This window comes from uncultured Legionella sp. (assembly GCF_937871865.1).
GTDB lineage: Bacteria > Pseudomonadota > Gammaproteobacteria > Legionellales > Legionellaceae > Legionella.
On the sequence record NZ_CALMPD010000265.1, the window covers coordinates 1 to 23,141 of the forward strand.

The window sequence follows — 23,141 nt, forward strand, 5'->3', positions numbered from 1 at the left end:
CAAAACATCCGGCCCTAAGGCTACCAGGGACTACTCGCCCTAGCCTTCGGCTATCTATGGCTCGCAGCGGATGATTTGTTTGTACACTTTCGTTCGATAATCAGTGGTACTGGGCGCAAAACTTTGGTTGAAGGCCAAAGGGTTGAGTTTTTGGTTACTAAAGGTGCGAAAGGCCTACAGGCTGAAGAAGTAACTGCTTTATAAACTATCCTGGCGTCAGTTGATATTTCATACTCAATTATCTCGTGCCTTGTGAGCGAGCCAAGTTTTTGCGTGTCAGAATGAGACTGAATTTTCACAGACTCTCAAGAAAAAATCCTTATTAATCAAAATTAATCAGTCGTATTTCAAAAGCTGGCTTTCGAAAAAGACTTATGTATAATGAACGAACCTAACAATGGTCGGGATGTATAATGATAAAGTTCATCACCCTGCTGTTCCTTGTTATTTCTGTAAACGTGAATGGTTCGAATGCTGTTAGCGGTACTTTTGAAGCGACAAAGTCATGTCCTGCTTATATTTCAAAAAACAATAAAACCAATCCAGATAATTTGATGGTGCAAATGCATCAGCAATATCAATTAAAAGAAATTAATAAAAGCCCCCCTGACTGGCTACGAATAGTGATGGCCGAGCATCGTAATGCTTTGCGTTGGGTTAGTGCCAGTTGCGGAATAACCGAATATACAGAGCGCAATGCCCAGCAATGTGACTCGAGAGTTGGCATGGCCGATTCACATGTTTTGGCGCTGAGCTCTCAGTCCGGTTTTTGTGAAACCTATGGATATGAAGCAGGTAAACCTGAATGCAGAAAGTTGTCCAAAAATTCGTATCAAGCGAATCATTTAACCTTGCATGGTCTATGGCCGAATCAGGATAATTGTGGTCAGCGATATGGTTTTTGTGATGTGAAACCGCGAGCAAATCATTGCGATTATTCGCCTGTAGAGCTCTCTGAGTCAGTTGGTGATCGCTTGAAAACGCTTATGCCAAGCTACAATTATGGCAGTTGCCTGGAGCGCCATGAGTGGAACAAGCATGGAAGTTGTCAGATATTATCCCCTGATGATTATTTTTCATTGGCAATGCGGATGGCTACAGAGATTGATTCATCGATTTTTGGTCGGTTCTTGACTGAGCATAAAGGGGATACGGTCCGGTTAAGTCAATTAAGAGAGCAAATTAATAAGGCTTTTGGTAGTAATAACGCTGGTAAATTTTATCTGGGCTGTAAAAACGGCTTCCTTGTTGATGTATTTATTCAATTGCCGGCATTAATGCCTATGCAGGAGCCCGTTGCGTCTTTAATAAATAAAGCTCCTGACAATCAATACCATGATTCATGCCCTAATAACGTAACTATTTCCAATTTCACCAAGGAGTCATGGTATTAATGCCATGACTTGTTGTGACATTGTTGTTTGTATTGCCTCTGATAGAGATGTAGTCTTGCACATTACTATAACTTCCTCTAATGTAGAGAGATTATTGAAATGGGATTGAATATTATGTTTAAGCGGTGCTACTTATTGATTCTATTGGTCTTTATTTTAGCGGGATGTTCTCATCAGGTGCAAAAACCTCCCGTCGCGGAAACTAAATCTGCACCCAGGAGTACAACACAAAACAGGCCGGTAACTGCGTTTAATCAAGTAGATGTTCAGGGGCGTATCAATGTCCATTTGCATACCGGTTATAAAAAACCACAAGTTATATTAACTGGTGATCCAAGAGATTTGGCACAAGTGAAAACTGTCGTTACACAAAACACCTTATATGTGGTTCTAGGTAATGGCTATCCTCGTTATGGTGCGGTTAATGCAGACATCAGAGGCCGGTTTCTGAATGGATTCCATTATGTTGGGGCAGGAACCATACGTGGTCAACGATTGCATACCAGTTATTTGGATCTGTATTTAGAAAATCAAGGTACTACTCGATTAGCAGGAACCCTTGGTTTACAAAAATTGAAGATCGTTGGAAGTGGTTTAACTCAAATCGACGGGATCTCCAGCCGTAATTTACGTATATATCTTAAAGGCAATCCTAAAGTCCAGCTCACTGGATTTTCTAATCTTGCAAAACTGAATATCAATGGTGATGCCTGGTTAAGTTTGTATTGGATAAAAAGCAATAACTTAACGGTCAGAGCAAGAAATGCCTCAAAAGTTCAGTTAGCAGGAGTGGTTAATCGGCTTGATGTAGAGTTATGGGGAACTTCTCAGTTTAAGGGGCGTTATTTACGTGCCCAGCGCAGTTTTGTGAAGACTCATGATAAATCTGTAGCTGAAATTTCTGCAGTGAACCATCAGAGCAATTTAGCAACAGATGCCAGCGATATATATTATTTTAATATACCCGTCACACGAGCTGATTTTATGGCATACAGCGGATCTGTTTTAGATATGCGTGAGTGGAGCCAATTTGACATGCAGGATTTTAATCGTTACAACAAACAGTTTCCATAACAGAATCAGGCCAGTTCAGTCGTGAAACATATGCTGAACTGGCCGAATGCCTTACAAGCCCAGACCTGAAAAATTGAAGTACAGTGTATCGTCATTATCTGCATGAGTTCTAAATTGTTCATTGTACCCATCCAGCATAAACATCAATGAATCTTGTTCATCTCTGCTACTTGCTAGGCTCCATACACCGGCAGCGAGGGCAGCAGCACAAAATAAAACGGAACATGCATCAACACCTGCAGAAGAACTGATAGTTTTAAATAAATTAAAGTCCATAATAAACCCTGTAATTACAAATTGAACGTAAAAAATACAGTATCTTGGTTATTTTTTCAACTAGTAATTGTTTGTATTTATTTAATGAGCGTGTCATTAACAACGATGACGTTTTTCCGAGGAGCTGATTATGTTTTTTGCGTTCCTTGTGTCAAGATGATTCCAGGATACGCAAAGATTATGCTCTTTTACAGGAGATCTCTCGCTACGCTCGGAAAGATGTCTCTTTTTTATCGAAATCCTGGGGCAGTCTTTATTTCACTGAATTGATATTCTCGATAATTTCATTGATATCACTCTCCAGAGGCAGTACATGCGCTGAATTTTTTAACCAGTGAATGGTTACATTGGGGAGAGGTAAAAATAGTTGCTCTACTTGTTGGGAGTTAACTACCTCATCGTAGGTGCCCAAGAACAGATCTGTTGGGCACGTTGGCGGTGTCCATATATAATTTTGTGAGAGAGTAAGCATTTCGATTATCGCAGAAACTGGCAGTTTTCTATAAGCAATTTCGGCATGCTCATTTGATTTGATATTTCCTGCGGCATTACGAAGATGACGAAACCCCAAAAATTGAAGTATCTGAGCTAGCTTGAGCATGAAATCAACCTTCATATGTAATCTAAGTGCCGGTGCGAGAAGGAATAGGTGATTTAAATTAAATTTTTTGCTTAATTCACAGGCTAATAATCCACCTAGAGATAGGCCAAGAACGTCTACTTTTTTATATTCATTAACTAACTCAGCACACGCGTTCGTTGCTGTTAATAACCAATCGGAAGCTCTGGAATGTGAGAAGGCCTCTATGCTTTCAGCATGCCCAGTAAGAGCCGGACATACAATAGCATCATAATTTTTTATATGTGGGATCAGATAACGATAAACTGCGGGAGAAGAAGAAAATCCATGTAATACTAATAAAGCACGTTTTGAGCCCGAGCTCCTTTGATTGATTGGTTTAAGCATCGGCAGTTCTTCTTGTGTAATACCAGAAAGTTGTTTTCCCCGGCGCATGTAGCGGAAGTCTTCAATATTCATCGTTTATCTATTGTTAATTAAATTATTATTAGGTTTTAGTCTCGATTTTAGCCATTTCCCGAAATACGGAACATCGCGGCATCGGCTGAGATGTCTATACCTAATCGCTTTTTGGTGGCCCCACTGTCTTGTCATAGGAATTCGTAAAAAAGTTAAAGTCGAATTAATATGTTATTTTAATATATTATAGAGCTAATTTTGATATAATTATTTTTTATTTTTTATTTTTTAAAAATGAGCGTTTATGACTGATTTACAACCAATGAGCGTGAATAGTGCTGTTGAGCCAATGGGAACCGGCCCCGAGTTTGATCGTTACGAGCATAAAGCAGAGGCATACAATGAACGAATCACTGGTAGCTCAAATACATTAAATGCCAGTCAAATATTACAACAAGCAGCCCAGGTGCTGGCAGAAAATCCCCAATTGGCCATGGCATTATAAGTTAACTTTTAAAATTGATAGGTTATGATGCAGTTCCTTCCTTGATTCTTTGCTTCGTAAAGCGCCTTATCGGCATAAGAAAATAAGAGCTCATAGTCATCATCAATTTGCGGGATCATCGATGCAATTCCAACACTAACAGTCAGATCATCTGAGATGGGTGATAATTCATTTTTAATATGTAAATGTTTAATGGTTTGCTGTATACGTTCAGCAAAATGCTTTGCATTTATTTCAATGGTATCATAAAGAATAACCGATAGTTCATCCCCACCAAATCGGGCAGCTAAATCAGTTTCTCTTCCTGCAAGTTCTGATATTATGCGTGCAATTTGTTTCAAACATTCATCCCCATATAAATGTCCATAGTGGTCATTGCATTGTTTAAAATGATCGATGTCAATAATTATCAGGCTCAGTGGAAGACTGGAGCGTTTTGTCCGTACCCAATCGGCGATTAATCGTTCTCTGAAGTAGCGCCGATTGGCTAAATTAGTCAGTTCATCTGTTATAGACACAATACTCAATTTTTTATTAAATTTTTTTAGTTGGTTATTTAATTCCATTTGTTTTAGGATGAGCTCTATATTATTTTTTAGCATTTTATTATTTGCAATATGAGTGATGATCAGGAAACAAAAAATCAGGGTCACCGCCAGGATAAGTGCTATTCCATCATTTTCACCCAGGTTTAGATTGAGTATGAATATAGGAATGAAAAAGGGTAAGATGAAGCTATAGAACGCAACGAGCGAAGAAGCCATTGAAATGGTACTTCCTGTTGTTATTGCTGCAACAACGAGCAATAAAAACATACGTTGAAATACCGTCATTTCATCGAAATAATGCCAGTAAAAATATCCCCATAAGCAGCCTAAAAAAATTACAGTTGTAATAGAGATGAAATAAATAACTAATAATTTACTGTAAATTTTTTGTCGTTGCCCAATGAGTGCGCAAGCAAAGCGTATTATCGTGACCACTATGATGAGAGCCAACCATGGCCAGGTATCACTCAACGGAATATGTGTACTATGCAAATAAACAACAATTAACAGTGCTAGAAGCAGATTAAAAAATACTGATTTTGCAGTGAAAATAAAAAAATGATGCAATAAATGTTTATTTGTTTTTAATTCATATGAGTTCATCAAGACAATTTTTCCCTTTATTTTAAATTAACTATAATAGAAAAATTTCAGAAGTGTAGGGTTTTGCTTTATGTGCTCATGTAACGTGTTGTTTTTAATCTGAAACAGTATGAAAATATTTTACCCTTATTTGATTGGTATTATTACGAATAAGGATGATTTTTTTTATTAACGAATAAAGTTTAGCAAAATATGAATGAGCGACTATAATTTAGATATATTGTTTTTAATAGGTACTTTAATATGGCAGAAACAGACAGCCCTGATTCTCCTTCTAGTGGGCCTGAAGCCTCTCCTGTTGCAGATGCTACTCCTGCACCTAATCCCACTGCCACTACTCCTGATCCAGAAGCTAGTGGGCCAGGTTTGATGGATAAAGCTGCTGCTTTGGCAAAAAAAGGTTTAGGGATGGCTGCCGAGGCCGCTGGTGATCAACTTACTAAAATTACAAGGAAAAGGCAAAAAGAGGCAGAGGAAACAGAGAACGTCGATAAAACCAAAATGGATCCTATGATGCAGTTGTATACGCAGCTTGGAGAAAGCATTGCTGGTTTAAAAGATGCAATAGCCGATCGGCTCTCTGATTGGCTGCAAAAAGGAATTGATGAGATAGCTGAAGCGGTGAGTGAGGAAAAAGCAGTTCCTCAGGCGGACGCACCAACCCAGACAACTCCTCAACCGGCAGCAACTAATCCCGCGCCTACTGATCAGACTTCTGGCCCACAAGTGGGCACTACTGATACAAACGCGAAACCAGATGCCGTTGAACCAGTAGCAGAAACTGAACAGCAGGTTTCCTCTTCAATGACCCCATTGCCAGACCAGCCACCACCAACTCAAGCAGTTGAGATGGCTGTTGATGCAAGCCCTGGTTATCAAGCGAAATCAGGTGCTGATGTAAGTGCAGGGCCAAGCCAGAATCTATCGGATGATGATGAGCTTGAAATTGTTGCTGGCGCAGCACTAAATAAATAAATTAGATGAGAAATAGCAAGCTGTACTGCCATCTCTTTAAGAACAATACGTCATCCTGAGCACAGCGAAGGAGAGCCTGTATCCAAGGAGATTTTTCGTCGCTAACTCCGCAGGATGATACCAACCTGAGGCACTGGCTCAGGTTGGTGTAGCCTCTGTGTTGTTAACGTTCTAGCAATTTATGTGGCAAACTTTCAATTCGTCCGGCTTGTGTAACAACCAGATAATTTAATTTACGTTGCAATTCACTAATGGTGTCTGCTCCTGCATAAGTGAGCCCTGAACGTAATCCGCCAACGATATCTGCAATAATTGCATCTGGATGTTCTCTAAAAGGCACTTCAGTTGCAACTCCTTCGGCTGTTTTCCACTCATGCATTTGTCCAAGAAATTCTTCTTGGGCTTCTCTTGATGCCATACCGCGATAACGTTTCACTTTTGTGCCATCTTCTTTTTGGATAACGTCTCCAGGTGTAGGCTGAGTTCCTGCCAGCATTCCACCTATCATTACAAAGTCTGCTCCAAAAGCCAGTGCCTTGACTATATCTCCAGAGGTTTTAATCCCACCATCAGCGACTATTGATCTGTCTGCACGAGAACAATCCTGGATACAGGTCAGCATAGGAACGCCAAAGCCTGTTTTAATCCGTGTACTACATACTGAGCCACCACCAATTCCGGCTTTAATGATATCGGCACCACAGGATGCCAGATAATCGGCACCTGCATAAGTTGCTACATTTCCAGCCATGATGCATCGGTCAGCCAGTAACTGACGTAAGCTTTTTAAGGTTTTCCCCACATATTTTGCATGAGCATGAGCAACATCAACACAGAAATAATCAGCACCAGCATCACGCAATGCTTCAGCTCTTTGTAATTCGGCATCGGTACAGCCGACTGAAACAAAGACCATACCATTACATTTTTTAAACTCCTGAATGTTTTCTTCTATGGTCATAAACCGATGTAACGCGCCCATAGCACCTTTACTGTGCATGAAGTTCGCCATATTACTTTCTGTGATAGTATCCATGTTAGAGCTGATGACAGGGAGACTCAGAGTGAGTTTCCCTGTTCGGTCTGTACTTGAAGTATCAACAACCCGTCTGGATTCATGATGGTTGTATGAAGGAACAAGTAAAACATCATCAAAGGTGATGGCTTGATCAGTCATGTTTAATCCTCGCTAAAACGCGTACTATAAATGCTCGGCGGCATAAAATGCAAGCCTTGAACGCTCTCCTCGAGTTAAAGTCATATGCGCACTATGTTCCCAATGTTTAAAACGGTCTACTGCGAAGGTTAAACCTGACGTGGTTTCGGTCAAATATGGGGTATCTATTTGCTTGATATCCCCCAGACAGATAATTTTACTTCCTGGGCCTGCGCGGGTAACCAAAGTTTTTATTTGTTTCGATGTTAAATTTTGTGCTTCATCAATGATGATGTAGCGATTTAAAAAAGTCCGGCCGCGCATGAAATTCAGGGAGCGGATTTTAATTTTGTTTTGCAGTAAATCCTGGGTTGCACCACGTCCAAAACTGCCCCCAACTTGAGTACCATGCAACACTTCGAGGTTATCCATTAACGCGCCCATCCAGGGGGTCATTTTTTCTTCCTCAGTACCAGGAAGAAAGCCAATGTCTTCACCGACAGGAATTGTTACCCTGGTCATTAAAATTTCGCTGTAGCGATTTTGATCCATCACTTGAGTTAGGCCTGCTGCAATGGTGAGTAATGTTTTACCTGTTCCTGCGGAGCCTTGCAGGGTTACAAAATCAATATCGGGATCGAGAAGTAAATTTAGGGAGAAGTTCTGTTCACGATTGCGGGCAGTGATACCCCAGACTGCATGTTTGCTCTGAGTGTAATCTCGCACCAGTTGTACAACAGCATGTTCGCCATCAATTTTTTTTACTAATGCTTGAAACCCATTGTCTTCGGTACTGATACAATCATTGGGGTTCCATTGATTGATCAATGGTCCAGAGACACGATAAAACGTTTTCCCACTTTCTTGCCACGAGCCCATGTCTTTAGCATGAGTATCCCAAAAATCATTATCCAGAATATGCAGTCCTCGATGGAGCAAATTAACATCGTCTAGCACCTGATCGTTATAATAGTCTTCAGCAGGGATACCAAGAATGCCTGCTTTTATACGTAAATTGATGTCTTTTGAAATAATAATAACTTGTTTTTTATTGGCGAATTTTTTTTGTAAACCTAAGGCCGTCGCCAGAATTGTGTTATCTACTTTATGGCCAGGGAGTGTTGAGGGTACTACTTGATCAAACTCATCTGTTTGGAAAAACAGTTTGCCGCTGGCATTTTTTTTATTTGTTCGAAGGAAACTGGGAATTGAGAGACCAGAAACAATTTGTTCGTGTGTACAATTACTCATTAATTCTACTAACATGCGGTTAGTTTGTCGCACGTTACGCGCTAATTCCGAAGTACCGGTTTTATGGCGGTCTAATTCTTCAAGAACAACCATGGGCAAATAAATATCATGTTCTTCAAAATGATAAATAGCCGTCGGATCGTGCATTAAAATGTTGGTATCAAGCACAAACAGCTTTAGTCCAGTGTTGGTCGTATCCATAGGTTCACCCCGTCAACTAAAATAATGTCTCATATAATCCCGTTCCTACTCATTGACGTGAATTATAAGATCTATCTTTATTGTGCGTAGCTTGGCGAACGACGTCAAGAATTATATTTTTTACTTCAGGAACAATAATTTATGAGTTTTATTCTATAATTAATACGCAGCACTTGTTGCAAGTCGTTCTGCTTTTAATTCTTTATTATTGAAAACAAATAAAGCACACACAGCCATAATCAAAAGGAAAACGGCTATATGTTGTAAACTGTTATGATCAAGCATCCGGCCTGAATAAGTTCCAAATGCAGCAAAACACAGCAGGATCAGGCTGCGTACAGCCGAAGCGGAACCACGGCTTTCTTCAAAACATTGCAATGCTCTGGAAGTAGTCCCCCCCCCCACAGTAGTGCTGAGCTGAATATATAGATACTGATGTTTATCGCATTAAAGAGCTGATAGTCACTCCAGTGTAAATAATCACCGGTCAATAGTATTAAGCTGCTTAGGATGGCTACCTTGATGCCCAGCGAAATAGTTTTATCAACACCTAAGCGTTTAAACAGCTTTGAGGCTAATAAGGAGCCAAAGAGGAATCCCATAGAGGTTAACATAAGCAAAATACCCATGCGATCTGGTGCTATATGAACATGAGCATAATAAAATGGTGCCATGGTAAGAAAACACCATTCACCACAGTTGAGCAAGCCAAAAAGAGCAATGTAGGAAATAAAAGTTTTATTTTTCAATATTCGTCCATAAACAGAAAATCGCTCTTTGATGGGAGGCACTCTAGAGGGGCTATCGCTGAGTTGCTGGTGGGGCAAAAGATACATCAGCAGGCATAAAAGTGCAGAGTATATGGCTATCCCATATAAATTGGCCTGCCAACCGTAGACGACATCTATTTTTCCTCCTATTGCGGGAGCTAGAAGTGGGAAGGTCGCCACGAGGGTGCCTATCCAGGCCATGATTCGGGCGCCATCATCCTTTGGAAAGAGATCCTGGATAAGTGCCCATCCTGCTACGGGTACAACTACAGCCCCTGTGCCCTGGAGAAAACGGCAGGGTAATAATAAGTTGATGGAATTGGCGTACAAACTGAGAATAGAACCAATTAAAAAAATCAGCATTCCCAAAAACAATGCTTGTCTTCTCCCCAACAAATCGGCAACTATTCCCCAGATAAGAACGGTACTAAATTGTCCTATCATAAAAATCGAGATAATCATTTTGACGTCATTGGAGGAGACATCAAATGACTGAGCAATTTGCGGAAGGCTTGGCAGGAGAATATCAGTAGCAACCAAAGTGAGTATTGATGAGGCAATAACAATAAACAGTTGAATATTGCGATGAAGCATGAAGACTCTCTTTAGTGATAAGATTGTTATGGGTTGAACCAGAGCATCATAACAAAATCTATTTAATTATTCCATAAAAAGTATATCTGACGACCATATTGATCTTTTTGTGTCACTTTTGATGTTGTCAAAGAGGGTATCACGCGACATGTGCGTGATGATTTATTGAACGTAGCCTGTTTAACGCCGCGTAATACAGGGATTTTAAGGAAGATGACTTCTGTGTATTGGCGGCAAACTTGTATTACGCGGTGCTAATACAGGTTACGACTCACTCACTGCCGTTAAGTTAAGAACAGTACGTCATCCTGAGCATGACGACGGCCAAGTCTTTAACTTAATGGCAGTGAGGCTACAGGGGGTTAACCCAATGATTTTAAAACCGTTAACACCTCTTCTACATGCCCTTTGACGCTCACTTTTCGCCATTCATGTATCAAAATCCCTTCTTTATCAATAATAAATGTGCTTCTCTCTATCCCGCGGACTTGTTTGCCATACATTGATTTCATTTTGATAACATCAAATAATTGGCATAATTGTTCGTCTTTATCGCTGATTAATTCAAAAGGGAAGTTTTGTTTTGCTTTAAAATTCTCATGCGATTTTAAACTGTCTCGAGAAATACCAAATATTTGAGTACTCAGTTCTTTAAATTGGGGGTAGGCATCTCTAAAATCTTGTCCTTCGGTCGTGCATCCAGGAGTTGCGTCCTTGGGGTAAAAATAAAGAATGACACTTTGCCCTTTATAATCACTAAGATGACCATTGAGGTTATTCGTTGCGCTGAATTCAAAATCAGGTACCACTTGTCCTATATCCATCTATGCCTTCCTTATTTATTTTTCATCATGCGAGATTTATCTCTTTGCCATTCTCTGTTTTTAATTGTATCGCGTTTGTCATGCTCTCTCTTTCCTTTTGCCAGGGCAATTTTCATCTTAATTTTATTTTTTTTCCAGTAGAGCGACAAAGGAACAATAGTATATCCCTGTCGTTCCACGCTACCCACAAGCTGACTTAATTCCTTACGGTTTAGTAACAGCTTTCGTGAGCGTGTGGGGTCAGGGATGGTGTGGGTTGATGCGGTCTGCAACGGATTGATTTGAGCTCCTAGTAAAAAGGCTTCGCCATATTTAATAATGACGTGCGCATCGGATAAATTAACTTTTCCCGCGCGCAGGCTTTTAACTTCCCACCCTTCAAGGACGAGTCCGGCTTCAAATTGATCTTCAATGAAATATTCAAAACCGGCTTTTCTATTCAACGCAATGCTTGAATCTGATGGTTTTTTTGACGTCATAAGACACCTGAATTATAAAAAATAGAGTATAAAAGACATTATAACTGAAAGGATTGATTAGATACATGCAGGTACGAGCAATCAATTATAGAATTGAGCTGGTCCTTAGGCCTGTTTTTGAGTTGAGTGGTGAGTTTATTAAAAATTTTGCCATTCCTGAGCAGGAATGACAAAATTTATTTAACGAAAACTTTAAAAAGAACAGCTTATTTCGGGTAACGTTCGTCTTTGTAATCTTGTGGCAATTGAGGGTAAACGCGATTGAGTTTTTGGTCTACTGCAACGCGGTCATCAAATACAAAGCATTGGCCTTCCCAAAGAGACTCTGCTTCTGGAGTAACCTGGATGTAATTCAGAATTCCATCATGGAGTTGGTATACGTGCTGGAATCCCTGATCTTTCATGTATGCTGTTGTTTTTTCACAACGAATGCCGCCGGTGCAGAACATGGCAATTTTTTTATCTTTTTTATCGCTTAAATGTTGTTCAACATAGTCTGGAAATTCTCTGAAATTTTCAATGTCCGGGTTAATTGCATTTTTGAAGGTACCGAGTTCGAATTCATAATCATTACGAGTATCTATTAATATAACTTCCGGGTCCTGAATCAGTGCATGCCATTCTTCTGGAGAGAGGTAGGTGCCTGGATTTTGGATAGGGTCAATCTCTTTAATGCCCATAGTGACTATCTCTTTACGGAGTTTAACTTTCGCTTTTTCAAAAGGATTGTTTTCGTCAAAGGTTTCTTTGAAGTTCAGATCGGCAAAATGAGGATGACCGTGCATGAACTGATAAAAAACATCCATTTGTTCTCTTGTGCCAGCAAAGCCGCCATTAACGCCTTCATGAGCAAGAATGATGGTGCCTTTTATACCGATTTCACGCATTTTTTCCAGGATGGGCTCTCTCATTGTTTCAAAATCAGAGAGTGGAATAAATTTATAAAATGAAGCAATGACTATTTCTTTCACGTGACTACCTAAAATTAACAAAAAATATGGTAAAAATTAACATTTACTCACAATTTAATCAATAGGAATGAATTAAATGCATACTATCAATGGAGTTGCGCTAAATCTATTTGCAGGCGTTGACAAAAATTTAAGAGCGAGCCTACTCTTATAATCGGGCTATTTGTGTAATTTTTATATTGCTGGCTTTTTATAAGGAGATATCAATGTTCCACCACAAAAGAGTGTGTCGCTGGCTGTTCCTTTTTTTATTTTTCATCCCATTAATCAATTTTGCATCCATACCGGTTAAATCAATAGTTGTTTTTGGGGATAGTTTGTCTGATACGGGTAACACGACTCATCTGCTTAAAAGCCTGCGTAATGAAGAAAATCCTGCCTATATAGTCGCTCCGTTTAAAGTATTTGTAATTAACAAAATGATTGATTTTGCCAATGAATATTATGTGCCGCAAATCGTACTTGATGCTGGAATTGTAGCGGTCACTGACTTTTTTGATCATGATCTTGCTCCCTATATTGTTAATTTGATAGCTCAAGTAAAATTAGTACCTATCTTACCAGGTAAACCCTATTGGAAATCCCGGTTCTCTAATGGCCGTGTCTGGAATGAATATTTAGCTGCAATGCTATCTATTCAACGAAGTGATGAGGATGTGTATTTAAATCGTTCATTTGGCGGCAGTTGGGCTGCAACCTATGATAATCAATTAACGGTCTGGAATTTGATTCGTCACCCAATCGGCATCATTAAAACGTTAATTGTTGGAAAACTGATTCCTCCGAGCCTTGGCTTAACGGTCCAGGCTTATTTGTTGGAACATCAGAAATTAAATAATCAGACGGTTTATTTTATCTATGCCGGTGGTAATGACTATATTAATGCGCTGCAATATGATGACAAATATGATGCGTTGGTAATGAGCGCGTATATAGATAATGTGGTCGATGGGATTAGTTCATCAGTTTTAAAATTAGCAGAAGCGGGGGCTAGACGCTTTGTTGTAATGGGAGTGCCGCATGTTGGTGATACGCCTAAATTTGTGAAAACAACAGACAGAGAAATTCTGAATATGGCTTCAGATCATCATAATGAGCGTTTAGTTGCTCGAGTGGATGAATGGAAGCAATTATACCCTGAAGCAGATTTCCTGTTTATTAATACTCAGGAATATTTGGAAAAAGCGGCAAATGCACCAGAGGTGTTTGGATTTACCAATGTAACAGATGCCTGTATTGATATTACCTTTCCTATGTATCATCTTCTAGAAGGGGCTGCATTTTCACGCAATTTTGTGTTGAAGTACGCACAGGTTCTGCAATATAAAGATAAACGTTTTGCGCCGGGTGAAAACAATTACCGCATGTGTGACGTTCCTGAACATTATTTATTCTGGGATGAAATTCATCCAAGTACACGAGCTCATCATTTTCTTGCCTTTGAAGTGTGCTCTGTAATGAAAGAGCATGGTTATGATGTGAACTGCAGGCAGCCAGATTCCGTACGATCGTAGTCCGATTCATTGCCTGAACAAATTTTGTAGTATTGTTCAGGCAATTGCCTTAGTGATTTATGCATGTTTATGGCATAATTCCTCTTTTTTATTGATATACTTCATCAATAATGACAGGTATTTTTTTCGCGCCCTGAACTGAGATTATGAATGTACACTAAAAATTATTCATAAGCAGAATTCAGGTACTATAAATAATAAAATAGATAAACATCTATAAAGCAGTATATGGAATGAGGAGTTGTTATGTGTGGGATAATGGGAGTTGTTTCAGAAAGGGATATTAGCAAGGTGTTGCTGGAAGGATTACGTCGTTTGGAATATAGAGGCTATGACTCTGCAGGGATTGCCGTTATCGATAATAACTCGCGTTTAAAGAGAGTTAGAATCCAGGGTAAAGTGCAGAATTTAGCCGATGCCATGCAAGAAACCGCTATTGCTGGGAATACAGGAATAGCTCACACTCGCTGGGCCACTCATGGAAAACCTTCAGAACAAAATGCACACCCTCATTTATCTCATGGGCAAATTGCATTGGTGCATAATGGGATCATTGAAAATCACGATCATTTACGACAAAGGTTAATCAACAGTGGTTATCAATTTACCTCAGAGACGGATACCGAAGTCGCTGCCCATTTAATTCACTTTCATTATATTCAGCATGAAAACTTATTACTCGCTGTTCAATCTGCTGCTGCTGAGATGCATGGTGCTTTTGCTCTTGGAGTGATTCATCAACAACGACCTTTGGAATTAGTTGCTATCCGTAAAGGCAGCCCTTTAGTACTTGGACAGGGTATTGGCGAAAATTTTATCGCCTCTGATGCGCTGGCCTTAAGATCCTTTGCCCAATCCGTTATCTATCTGGAAGAAGGCGACAGTGCGTGCATTACTGCGGACCAGATACAAATTTATAATGCAGACCGAGATCTGGTTGAACGTCCAGCTCATCCGCTAACCAGTGATGCAGAAATTGTCAGCAAAGGTCCTTACCGGCATTTTATGCTCAAAGAGATCTTTGAGCAGACAAAGGTACTCACTGATACGATTGAAGGCCGAATCAATAGCCCTGAAGTACTTAAAGCCAGTTTCGGTGAGCGTGCTTCCCACGTGTTTCCTCAAGTAAAGCAAATCCATATTGTTGCTTGTGGTACCAGTTATCATGCGGGAATGATCGCGAAATACTGGCTGGAGTCGTTAGCTTGTATTCCTACCCAGGTAGAGATTGCCAGCGAATACCGCTACCGTGATGTGGTTGTTTCTGACGATACTTTATTTATAACCGTGTCGCAATCTGGGGAAACAGCAGATACTCTCGCTGCTTTGAATAAAGCAAAAAAAATGAATTATTTAGCCAGCTTAGCTATTTGTAATGTGGCAACAAGTACTTTGGTACGAGAAGCTGATTGCGTGTTTTTAACTCGCGCAGGCATTGAAATAGGTGTAGCCTCAACTAAAGCATTTACTACTCAGTTGGCTGCCTTTTTAATGCTGGCTGCGGCACTGTGTCAGGACGAGCGCTCATCAGAGGTACTGTCGCAATTACAAGAATTACCTGCTTGCTGCGAGCGCATTCTGCAAATGAACGACGAAATTGAAACACTGGCTTCATTATTTGTTAACAAAGCTCATGCATTATTTTTGGGACGTGGGGTGCAATATCCGGTCGCATTGGAAGGGGCATTAAAACTTAAAGAAATATCTTATATCCATGCTGAAGCATATCCTGCAGGAGAATTAAAGCATGGCCCCTTGGCATTGGTCGATAAAGACATGCCAGTAGTTGCAATTGCTCCGAATGATGAGCTTTTGGATAAATTAAAATCGAACCTCCATGAGGTGAGTGCTCGCGGTGGGCAATTATTTGTATTTGTGGATGATGCCGAAGAGTGGAAGGCTAACGGAGCTCGTTTAGTTAAAGTCCCTTCTTGTGGCTCTTGGATAGCTCCAATTGCCTATACACTGCCTTTACAACTCCTGGCTTATCATGTAGCCGTTGCCAAAGGTACCGATGTTGACCAACCACGAAATCTTGCTAAATCGGTGACTGTTGAGTGAATAAAGGAAAACAGTTTTGGGCTGATTTATGGCGAACTGGGCGTACCTCTTTTCATAAAGAAGAGGTAAACCCTGATTTAATCAGTTACTGGCCTGAATTGAATTTAGCTCCAGATGCAACCGTTCTTGTTCCTTTATGCGGCAAAAGTCTGGATATGCTCTGGTTATCCCAACAAGGATATTATGTCATAGGCATCGAGCTTTGTGAGCAGGCGGTCCTGCAATTTGCAAGTGAACACCAACTCGTATTTCAACAAAGAAATTTTGCTAACGCTATGAATTATTATAATGATGTATTCAGTATTTGGGTCGCAGATGTATTTACTCTGGATACTACTTTAATTCCTCCTGTTGATGCCATTTATGATAGAGGGGCTTTAATTGCACTACCTGCTGCACTGCGTCCGGTCTACGTAACCACTTGCTTCAAATGGCTCAAGTCTTCTGGCAGTATTTTATTAAAAACGATGACTTATAATCAACGTGAAATGGAAGGCCCTCCATACAGCGTTACAGATGATGAAATAACACATCTGTATAAGAATTGTGAGATCAACTATTTAAAAAGCACAACAAACACCCGGGATTCCAATGATCCATTATTTGCAAGAGGAGTGAGAATGGTAAATGACAAAGTATGGTTTATCAGAAATAAGGAATGATTTTTAAGTCGATTGGTGTTGTTTTTTGTAATTAATATTAGATGCTTTGTATATCGCAATATGAACGGTGTTGAGTATATAATGTGTCGATTTTTATCATGTTTTACGGGGATATGAATGGCTCAAGAGATGTTAGCGTCGGCTGCGATTATAGCGCAAGAACTTAAAGTTAAAGTATCGCAGGTCGAGACTGCTATTCGTTTGCTGGATGAGGGAGCAACAGTTCCTTTTATTGCTCGTTATAGAAAAGAGGCAACGGAAGGGCTTGATGATGTGCAATTACGTTTCCTATCGGAACGATTAATTTATTTGCGTGAATTGGATGAGCGACGTACCGTTATTCTTCAATCCATTAGAGAGCAGGAAAAATTAACTCCAGAATTAGAGCAGAGTATTCTGGCAGCAGACACTAAAACACGTCTGGAAGATCTTTATTTACCTTTCCGGCCCAAAAGACGAACCAAGGCACAAATTGCTGTTGAGGCCGGGCTGGAACCATTGGCTAAAATCCTGTGGAACGATCCCTCACTCAGCCCTGAAGAACAAGCAGCTCAATTTGTCAATGCTGAATTGGGGGTTGAAGACGCGAAGGCCGCTCTTGAAGGTGCACGTCATATTCTGATGGAACATTTTGCAGAAGATGCAGATCTCATCAACGAGCTAAGGGAATACTTGTGGCAGCATGCCATAGTTAAATCCACTGGCAGCTCGAAAAAGAAAGAAGCGGTCAGTAAATTCTCAGATTATTTTGATTACTCTGAGGCCATTAAAAAAATCCCCTCACATCGTGCCTTGGCTCTGTTCCGTGGGCGACGTGAAAGTGTATTACAAGTCAGCCTGATTTTACCCGAACAAGAAATGAATTATGGGGAAAACAGAATCGCTGCACATTTCAACATTGCAGATCAACAACGAAACGCTGATGGTTGGTTATTTGAAACAGTGCGTATGACCTGGAAAGTGAAACTATTTACCAAGCTGGAGCTGGAATTATTAACCCGTTTACGGGAAATGGCCGATGAAGAAGCGATTAAAGTATTTTCCCGAAATTTACGTGATTTATTACTCGCAGCCCCCGCTGGTCCGCAAATAACGATAGGATTGGATCCTGGTATCAGAACAGGCGTCAAGGTTGTTGCTGTTGACGCAACCGGAAAATTACTGGATTACACGGTAATCTTTCCTTTTGCACCACAAAATGAATGGCATCAATCTATCGCTGATCTGGCCAAATTGGCAGTGAAACACAATGTGAATCTGATCAGTATTGGTAATGGTACCGGTTCAAGAGAGACAGAACGTCTGGTCGCTGACATGATTAAAATGTACCCGGATTTAAACCTTACTAAAATTATAGTGAGTGAAGCAGGAGCGTCTGTATATTCTGCCTCTGAAATCGCCGCAAATGAATTCCCTGATTTGGATGTTACGTTAAGAGGTGCTGTTTCTATCGCTCGGAGAGTACAGGATCCATTGGCCGAGTTAGTTAAGATTGAAGCAAAATCCATCGGTGTGGGTCAGTATCAGCACGACGTGAACCAAACTCGGCTCGCACGATGCCTGGATGGGGTCGTTGAGGATTGCGTAAACGCGGTAGGCGTGGATGTTAATACGGCTTCAGCTGCTTTACTATCGCATGTGTCAGGACTGAATGATTCTTTAGCTAAGAATATAGTGCAATATCGTGATGAGCATGGAGCATTCAGCAATCGCGAACAATTAAAAAATATTAATCGCATGGGGGAGAAAGCGTTCCAACAAGCGGCTGGATTCTTGCGCATCATGAATGGTGAAAATCCTCTTGATGCTTCATGCGTTCACCCTGAAGCTTATCCTTTGGTTGAGAAAATTATCGCAGACAGAAAAATCGATATTCCGCAAATAATTGGTAATCGTGATATCTTGCAAAGCGTTAATGCCGATCAGTATGTGGATGATACTTATGGGCTGCCAACCATTAGAGATATTTTACGCGAGCTGGAAAAACCAGGACGTGATCCCAGGCCTGAATTTAAAACAGCACAATTTAAAGAGGGTGTCGAAGACATCAATCATTTGCATGAGGGAATGATTCTAGAAGGTGTGGTGAGCAATGTAACCAACTTCGGTGCCTTTGTGGACATCGGTGTGCATCAAGATGGGCTAGTCCATATTTCTGCAATGACCAATCGTTTTATCACTGATCCAAGAGCTGTAGTTAAAGCGGGGGATATTGTCACAGTAAAAGTCGTTGAAGTGGACAAGGAGCGCAGACGGATTGGTTTAAGTATGAAGCTAGGGGACGACAGTGCTGTAGCAACAACTAAAAAACCAGTAAAAACAGCACCAGCTAAAAAGCAACCTGAGTTTAAAAAATCAGAGCCTAAGAAAAAACCAGAAACAGCTAAGAAGCCCGAGCCGGTAAAGAAAACGGTATTTAATACCGCAATGGCTGATGCATTAGCAAAACTAAAACGTGGTGGGGAATAATGACACGGATGCCCAAAGGGGAACTGACGATACAAACATTGGCTATGCCGATGAATACCAATGCAAATGGCGATATATTTGGGGGATGGATAGTCTCTCAAATGGATTTGGCTGCTGGTGTTCTGGCAAAAAAAATAGCTCATGGAAGGGTGGCTACGGTGGCCATTCATTCAATGGCTTTTTTAAAGCCAGTGCATGTAGGTGATGTAATTAGCTGTCATGTCGAGCTGTTAAAACAAGGCAATACATCAATGACTATAGGTGTGGAAGTATGGGCCTTGCCTGCCACTCAACTTGAACGATACCAGGTAACAGAAGGTACTTTTGTTTTTGTTGCAATCGATGATACAGGAACGCCAAGACAGGTACCCAAACAAGCATGACCAATAAAACAGAACTACTACATCGCCTCATCGCTGAAATGGCGGTTTTAATTGAGCGAAATGATGATCCAGATCCTCAATTGTACGCAGTATTTTTTCAGCATCCAGAATATGCGGTGGAATTAATTTCTCTTTTGAATACTCTTGATGAAGAGATGATTCACGAAGGGCCACCTATTTATTCTGCTTGTGTTTTTGCGTTAGATATTTGCGTTGCACAATTACAGGCTGCGGCGGAGGCCAATAATAAAATAACTGCCAAAGCACTTGCTCAACTCATGAATCATCTGGCTGAGGTCATTAAGTCCAAAAGTCACACTTTAAGCTTTTGGCTACCGGTCTTAAATGCTTTTTATGAAGTACACGTCGAGTTAAGCCAGGAATTAAAAGATGCTTATTTTGATTTAGCCAGTGAAGAGGATGATTTTATAGAAGAGGTCACTGAGTTTAATCATCTGGATTCAATCAGGGATTTAATCCATGAGTTATCCGATCTTTCTATTTTTGATATCGCTGAGAATTTTTTCGCTCAAAGCTATGCTATGCCGGCAGATTTTTTTGCGGATTTAATTGTTGATTTATACAACATAGACGAAGGTCAGGATATTGCGTTATTAACGCTACTACATCCTAAAGCAGACGTACGTGAGGTTGCATTTGCTACCCTGGATCAATTGATGGATAAAGTGACGCTGAATTCTGTTTCATTATCTCGCTTACAGGTGATCAAATATTGGTATGCAGATTCATATCGTCCGGTTTTTGAGCGATGGATTAAGACACAACGTAAAAAAGGTGTCGTATTTGCGGCCGAACCCGAACTTGCAAAAATGGATTTCAAAGCAACCGAAGTAGATGGCACCGGTTCTCAAGGAATCTTTATTCATGTACGTAAGCATCGCAAAAATAGGCTTTGCGGTTTACTGTTAAAGTACGAGATGGGTTTAAAAGATGCTTGGATAACCCCCGTCATTCCTGCTGCGGAAGTGGCTGATTATTATCGACAGGCCTTTGCTGAAAGCGTTACATTACGGGAAGTAGACTTATCTTATTTTCAATTAATGGTTGAGCATTTTCTTGCGGTAACTATTGAAAAAGGTGATATTCCCTATCTGCATTTTCTGGAAATTCAAGAATTGCTCGGGCTGCGTTTAAGACCCAAAAAACTAGATTTAGATTACCTGTTTGAACAATTAAGTGTACAAATTACTCCCTTTACCCAAGAGGCAATACAAGAGTCTTTGCTGCGCTCAAAATCATGGTTGAACAGTAAGCCATTTACTGAGTCCTGGTATCTGGAAAATCCATTAATTGATAAAATCGTGAACCACAACAGCAGTTTTGTTGATGGAGTAAAAGTCTGCCGCTTGGCAGATGCTATGGATGATGTCTTTAGCGAAGAAATGGAACTGCATCGCGATAAGTGGATGTTCCATTTTTTATGGATAGCATTATGGGTTAAAGCGAAACAGCGAAAAAATGAAAAAGTATGGCAGGATAGCTTTTTAATTGCCTATACCATTCGCGAAGGCTATCCCCTTAAGGACATACCTGTCATGAAAGAGATCTGCCATCAAACAGTGATTAATAGCGTTGAAACCATGCAAGAACGGCGCACGCATTTAAATCAAGAGTAATTACGACTCAGCTAGGACGCTCTTGCTTTTGAGCGTCTATTCTCATTTTACAAGCCCAATAATGTTATTTTTTAAATCGTTAATTTCCTCCTCAGGGTGATGAATATCACCCTAAAGTTAGATCATTTGCTCTGTGATTAACACATTTATAGACAAATATTGGTATTAGGGCTTTTCCCTTTTTTTCAGGCTGGATAGGGAGTTGTTCGCAGGTATCAAAATATTTTTTTAGACATTGGCTTCTGTCCTTATCATCAATAAACATGATCTCGCGCATTGTTTTATTGGCTATTTTTGCCGCGGCACTGGTACTCCATAAGGCATATTGATTTTGGTTGACACCGCAATCGATAGTATAAATCAGTGGCTTATTTTTTAGGAAAAATAACATTCTTGCTTCAAACCATCCTGAAGAAAAAACAACATCAGGAAGGTTTTTGTATTGTTCATTAACTTGCTGTATTAAACGATAATAGGCAAATTTATTTGACGGTATGAACTGATAAAGGTAACTGTTATTCAATAGGATCAAGGTGCTAAGTAATGCATAGGACATGATCACAATTCTTGCCGCTCTCTTGTAAAGAAATTTTTCATAGCAATAACCCGCTAAAAGGGCACTTGTTATCAGGTATTGAGTGAGCCAACAGCCTTTGACATTAGCTTTATAGGCTGTGAATAAATAAAAAAAGACAAAGACAGAACATGTAATGAAACATAATTGCACAATGGATTTTGTTATATCATCCTCTTTGGGTGAAGACGGCAATACCTTTTTATTGAAGAGATACAGTAGTGGTGGGAACAGCATGAAATTTAGAGACGGTAAAAAGGTATAATACAAAGCATGGAACATCGCATGGAGTGGATTTTGTTGAATTGTATGTTGATGAGTTGTCAATTGGTAAAGGAAGGACTGCCAGCCATGTTGATAATTCCAAATAATAACCGGACTAAAACATGCTATAGAAAGTGCTAATGCGAGATAAAATTGCGGAGTCCTAAATAAATAACGGTATCTGGATGTTATTAAAAAAATCACTAGTGATACAATTAATACTACCCCGGAATATTTGGAAAGCAGCATCAAGCCGATGCTCAATCCAATCAGATATAAATCATTACGAGATTCATTTTTTAAGAATCTGACAACGAAGTATAAAGTTAAAGCCCAAAATATCGTAAGAGGAGTATCGTAAGTGGTTTGATGCAACAGATCCAATGTAACTAATGGTGAAAGCAACCATAAGACGGTTGCAATATTGCTAGCAGGCACAGATAAAAATTGTCTGGCTGTTTTATAGATGATCCAGCTGCTTAACGCAGTAGAGAATATTCCTACAAAAGTCAGGGCAAACAGTGTGTCGCCAAACAGCAAGGTAGATCCCTTGATGAAATAAGCAATCATTGGTGAGCCATCATAATAGGACAAATCTAGATGACGGCTCCAATCCCAGTAATAGTAGGTATCAAAGGAAGGCAGATTAATTGGAGCCAATAGCAGGAGACAGATAAAATATAAAAAAAAATAAAATTTTTGAGTATTCATTTACTAGCGATCCCTCGCGTTTTAGTAGTTTATGTTTGATTTTGGTTAAGACGTAATCCGACGCTCAACCCAGATATGGCGAGTATAAGTAAAGTAATTTAATAGAGAGCCAATCCCAATCCCTAATGCCAATAGTATATTTTCCTGTACTGTTCCGTTACCAAAATAACTAACGCCAATTTTTAGCCAATAGCTTTGCAAGTAAATCATTGCCAGAGAATATACGGCAAAACTGGCCAGTCGCTTTGCTTTAAACATCAGACCGA

Annotated in this window: 20 protein-coding genes and 2 pseudogenes; 11 read left to right on the forward strand and 11 right to left on the reverse strand. The window is 40.0% G+C overall.

The features are described 5' to 3' along the window. Window positions 1–69: 69 nt before the first annotated feature. The 3 genes and pseudogenes from Q0495_RS14260 to Q0495_RS14270 form a co-directional block, all read left to right on the forward strand. A pseudogene (locus Q0495_RS14260) lies at window positions 70–204 on the forward strand (cold-shock protein); the annotation flags it as partial. A gap of 209 nt (window positions 205–413) precedes the next feature. Beyond that, window positions 414–1,394: a ribonuclease T gene (locus tag Q0495_RS14265; RefSeq protein ID WP_298627486.1), complete on the forward strand. Its 981-nt coding sequence runs from the start codon at window positions 414–416 to the stop codon at window positions 1,392–1,394. Between the two features lie 114 nt (window positions 1,395–1,508). Further along, window positions 1,509–2,468 carry a DUF2807 domain-containing protein gene (locus Q0495_RS14270; protein WP_298627488.1) on the forward strand — a complete coding sequence of 320 codons (960 nt, stop codon included), beginning with the start codon at window positions 1,509–1,511 and terminating at the stop codon, window positions 2,466–2,468. Between the two features lie 51 nt (window positions 2,469–2,519). Here the strand turns inward: Q0495_RS14270 and Q0495_RS14275 are convergent, their stop codons facing one another. Then, a complete protein-coding gene (locus Q0495_RS14275; protein WP_298627490.1) occupies window positions 2,520–2,744 on the reverse strand; it encodes a hypothetical protein in 225 nt (74 codons plus the stop codon). A gap of 253 nt (window positions 2,745–2,997) precedes the next feature. After that, on the reverse strand, window positions 2,998–3,783 hold the full coding sequence (locus Q0495_RS14280) for an alpha/beta fold hydrolase (RefSeq protein WP_298627492.1): 786 nt from the start codon (window positions 3,781–3,783) through the stop codon (window positions 2,998–3,000). A gap of 244 nt (window positions 3,784–4,027) precedes the next feature. Here Q0495_RS14280 and Q0495_RS14285 point away from each other — a divergent pair, with 244 nt between their 5' ends. Then, a complete protein-coding gene (locus Q0495_RS14285; protein WP_298627494.1) occupies window positions 4,028–4,228 on the forward strand; it encodes a hypothetical protein in 201 nt (66 codons plus the stop codon). A gap of 8 nt (window positions 4,229–4,236) precedes the next feature. Here Q0495_RS14285 and Q0495_RS14290 read toward each other — a convergent pair whose 3' ends face one another. Next, window positions 4,237–5,379 (reverse strand): diguanylate cyclase, encoded by a 1,143-nt coding sequence (locus Q0495_RS14290; RefSeq protein ID WP_298627496.1) that lies wholly within the window; start codon window positions 5,377–5,379, stop codon window positions 4,237–4,239. Window positions 5,380–5,622: 243 nt separating this feature from the next. Between Q0495_RS14290 and Q0495_RS14295 the strand changes: the two genes are divergently transcribed. Continuing rightward, the gene (locus tag Q0495_RS14295) at window positions 5,623–6,354 is read left to right on the forward strand and encodes a hypothetical protein (protein ID WP_298627498.1); all 732 of its coding nucleotides are present in this window, start codon (window positions 5,623–5,625) and stop codon (window positions 6,352–6,354) included. Window positions 6,355–6,517: 163 nt separating this feature from the next. Here Q0495_RS14295 and Q0495_RS14300 read toward each other — a convergent pair whose 3' ends face one another. The 6 genes from Q0495_RS14300 to Q0495_RS14325 form a co-directional block, all read right to left on the reverse strand. Beyond that, window positions 6,518–7,531: a guanosine monophosphate reductase gene (locus Q0495_RS14300; RefSeq protein ID WP_298627500.1), complete on the reverse strand. Its 1,014-nt coding sequence runs from the start codon at window positions 7,529–7,531 to the stop codon at window positions 6,518–6,520. Window positions 7,532–7,555: 24 nt separating this feature from the next. Beyond that, the gene (locus tag Q0495_RS14305) at window positions 7,556–8,962 is read right to left on the reverse strand and encodes a PhoH family protein (protein WP_298627502.1); all 1,407 of its coding nucleotides are present in this window, start codon (window positions 8,960–8,962) and stop codon (window positions 7,556–7,558) included. Window positions 8,963–9,288: 326 nt separating this feature from the next. Beyond that, window positions 9,289–10,326, reverse strand: a complete 1,038-nt coding sequence (locus tag Q0495_RS14310) for an MFS transporter (RefSeq protein ID WP_298627503.1) — start codon at window positions 10,324–10,326, stop codon at window positions 9,289–9,291. 362 nt (window positions 10,327–10,688) lie between these two features. Then, window positions 10,689–11,150, reverse strand: a complete 462-nt coding sequence (locus Q0495_RS14315) for a peroxiredoxin (RefSeq protein WP_298627505.1) — start codon at window positions 11,148–11,150, stop codon at window positions 10,689–10,691. Window positions 11,151–11,161: 11 nt separating this feature from the next. Beyond that, complete coding sequence (gene smpB / locus Q0495_RS14320) at window positions 11,162–11,629, reverse strand: SsrA-binding protein SmpB (RefSeq protein WP_298627507.1); 468 nt, start codon at window positions 11,627–11,629, stop codon at window positions 11,162–11,164. 206 nt (window positions 11,630–11,835) lie between these two features. Continuing rightward, window positions 11,836–12,600, reverse strand: a complete 765-nt coding sequence (locus tag Q0495_RS14325; protein ID WP_298627509.1) for a rhodanese-related sulfurtransferase — start codon at window positions 12,598–12,600, stop codon at window positions 11,836–11,838. A 206-nt stretch (window positions 12,601–12,806) separates the two neighbouring features. Here Q0495_RS14325 and plaC point away from each other — a divergent pair, with 206 nt between their 5' ends. The 6 genes from plaC (at window position 12,807) to Q0495_RS14355 (ending at window position 21,326) form a co-directional block, all read left to right on the forward strand. Next, window positions 12,807–14,114, forward strand: a complete 1,308-nt coding sequence (gene plaC, locus Q0495_RS14330) for a lysophospholipase/glycerophospholipid:cholesterol acyltransferase PlaC (protein ID WP_298627511.1) — start codon at window positions 12,807–12,809, stop codon at window positions 14,112–14,114. A gap of 246 nt (window positions 14,115–14,360) precedes the next feature. Further along, window positions 14,361–16,175, forward strand: a complete 1,815-nt coding sequence (glmS, locus tag Q0495_RS14335) for a glutamine--fructose-6-phosphate transaminase (isomerizing) (RefSeq protein ID WP_298627513.1) — start codon at window positions 14,361–14,363, stop codon at window positions 16,173–16,175. Then, window positions 16,172–16,837: a thiopurine S-methyltransferase gene (locus Q0495_RS14340; protein WP_298627515.1), complete on the forward strand. Its 666-nt coding sequence runs from the start codon at window positions 16,172–16,174 to the stop codon at window positions 16,835–16,837. Before glmS ends, Q0495_RS14340 begins: the two co-directional genes overlap by 4 nt. 117 nt (window positions 16,838–16,954) lie before the next feature. Then, window positions 16,955–19,306: a Tex family protein gene (locus Q0495_RS14345; RefSeq protein ID WP_298627517.1), complete on the forward strand. Its 2,352-nt coding sequence runs from the start codon at window positions 16,955–16,957 to the stop codon at window positions 19,304–19,306. Next, window positions 19,306–19,689 (forward strand): acyl-CoA thioesterase, encoded by a 384-nt coding sequence (locus tag Q0495_RS14350; RefSeq protein ID WP_298627519.1) that lies wholly within the window; start codon window positions 19,306–19,308, stop codon window positions 19,687–19,689. The genes Q0495_RS14345 and Q0495_RS14350 overlap by 1 nt, the downstream gene beginning before the upstream one ends. Further along, window positions 19,686–21,326 (forward strand): hypothetical protein, encoded by a 1,641-nt coding sequence (locus tag Q0495_RS14355; RefSeq protein ID WP_298627521.1) that lies wholly within the window; start codon window positions 19,686–19,688, stop codon window positions 21,324–21,326. The genes Q0495_RS14350 and Q0495_RS14355 overlap by 4 nt, the downstream gene beginning before the upstream one ends. 106 nt (window positions 21,327–21,432) lie before the next feature. Here the strand turns inward: Q0495_RS14355 and Q0495_RS14360 are convergent, their stop codons facing one another. Both Q0495_RS14360 and Q0495_RS14365 read right to left on the reverse strand, forming a co-directional pair. Beyond that, entirely contained in the window at window positions 21,433–22,875 is a 1,443-nt protein-coding gene (locus Q0495_RS14360; protein ID WP_298627523.1) for a glycosyltransferase family 39 protein, read from the reverse strand. Window positions 22,876–22,920: 45 nt separating this feature from the next. Then, window positions 22,921–23,141: pseudogene (locus tag Q0495_RS14365) on the reverse strand (glycosyltransferase family 2 protein); the annotation flags it as partial.

Excerpts from the sequence above, each read along its gene's own strand:
- Q0495_RS14265 (WP_298627486.1), top strand. The coding sequence starts at position 414 with ATGATAAAGTTCATCACCCTGCTGTTCCTTGTTATTTCTGTAAACGTG.
- Q0495_RS14270 (WP_298627488.1), top strand. The coding sequence starts at position 1,509 with ATGTTTAAGCGGTGCTACTTATTGATTCTATTGGTCTTTATTTTAGCG.
- Q0495_RS14275 (WP_298627490.1), bottom strand. The coding sequence starts at position 2,744 with ATGGACTTTAATTTATTTAAAACTATCAGTTCTTCTGCAGGTGTTGAT.
- Q0495_RS14280 (WP_298627492.1), bottom strand. The coding sequence starts at position 3,783 with ATGAATATTGAAGACTTCCGCTACATGCGCCGGGGAAAACAACTTTCT.
- Q0495_RS14285 (WP_298627494.1), top strand. The coding sequence starts at position 4,028 with ATGACTGATTTACAACCAATGAGCGTGAATAGTGCTGTTGAGCCAATG.
- Q0495_RS14290 (WP_298627496.1), bottom strand. The coding sequence starts at position 5,379 with ATGAACTCATATGAATTAAAAACAAATAAACATTTATTGCATCATTTT.
- Q0495_RS14295 (WP_298627498.1), top strand. The coding sequence starts at position 5,623 with ATGGCAGAAACAGACAGCCCTGATTCTCCTTCTAGTGGGCCTGAAGCC.
- Q0495_RS14300 (WP_298627500.1), bottom strand. The coding sequence starts at position 7,531 with ATGACTGATCAAGCCATCACCTTTGATGATGTTTTACTTGTTCCTTCA.
- Q0495_RS14305 (WP_298627502.1), bottom strand. The coding sequence starts at position 8,962 with ATGGATACGACCAACACTGGACTAAAGCTGTTTGTGCTTGATACCAAC.
- Q0495_RS14310 (WP_298627503.1), bottom strand. The coding sequence starts at position 10,326 with ATGCTTCATCGCAATATTCAACTGTTTATTGTTATTGCCTCATCAATA.
- Q0495_RS14315 (WP_298627505.1), bottom strand. The coding sequence starts at position 11,150 with ATGGATATAGGACAAGTGGTACCTGATTTTGAATTCAGCGCAACGAAT.
- smpB (WP_298627507.1), bottom strand. The coding sequence starts at position 11,629 with ATGACGTCAAAAAAACCATCAGATTCAAGCATTGCGTTGAATAGAAAA.
- plaC (WP_298627511.1), top strand. The coding sequence starts at position 12,807 with ATGTTCCACCACAAAAGAGTGTGTCGCTGGCTGTTCCTTTTTTTATTT.
- glmS (WP_298627513.1), top strand. The coding sequence starts at position 14,361 with ATGTGTGGGATAATGGGAGTTGTTTCAGAAAGGGATATTAGCAAGGTG.
- Q0495_RS14345 (WP_298627517.1), top strand. The coding sequence starts at position 16,955 with ATGGCTCAAGAGATGTTAGCGTCGGCTGCGATTATAGCGCAAGAACTT.
- Q0495_RS14350 (WP_298627519.1), top strand. The coding sequence starts at position 19,306 with ATGACACGGATGCCCAAAGGGGAACTGACGATACAAACATTGGCTATG.
- Q0495_RS14355 (WP_298627521.1), top strand. The coding sequence starts at position 19,686 with ATGACCAATAAAACAGAACTACTACATCGCCTCATCGCTGAAATGGCG.
- Q0495_RS14360 (WP_298627523.1), bottom strand. The coding sequence starts at position 22,875 with ATGAATACTCAAAAATTTTATTTTTTTTTATATTTTATCTGTCTCCTG.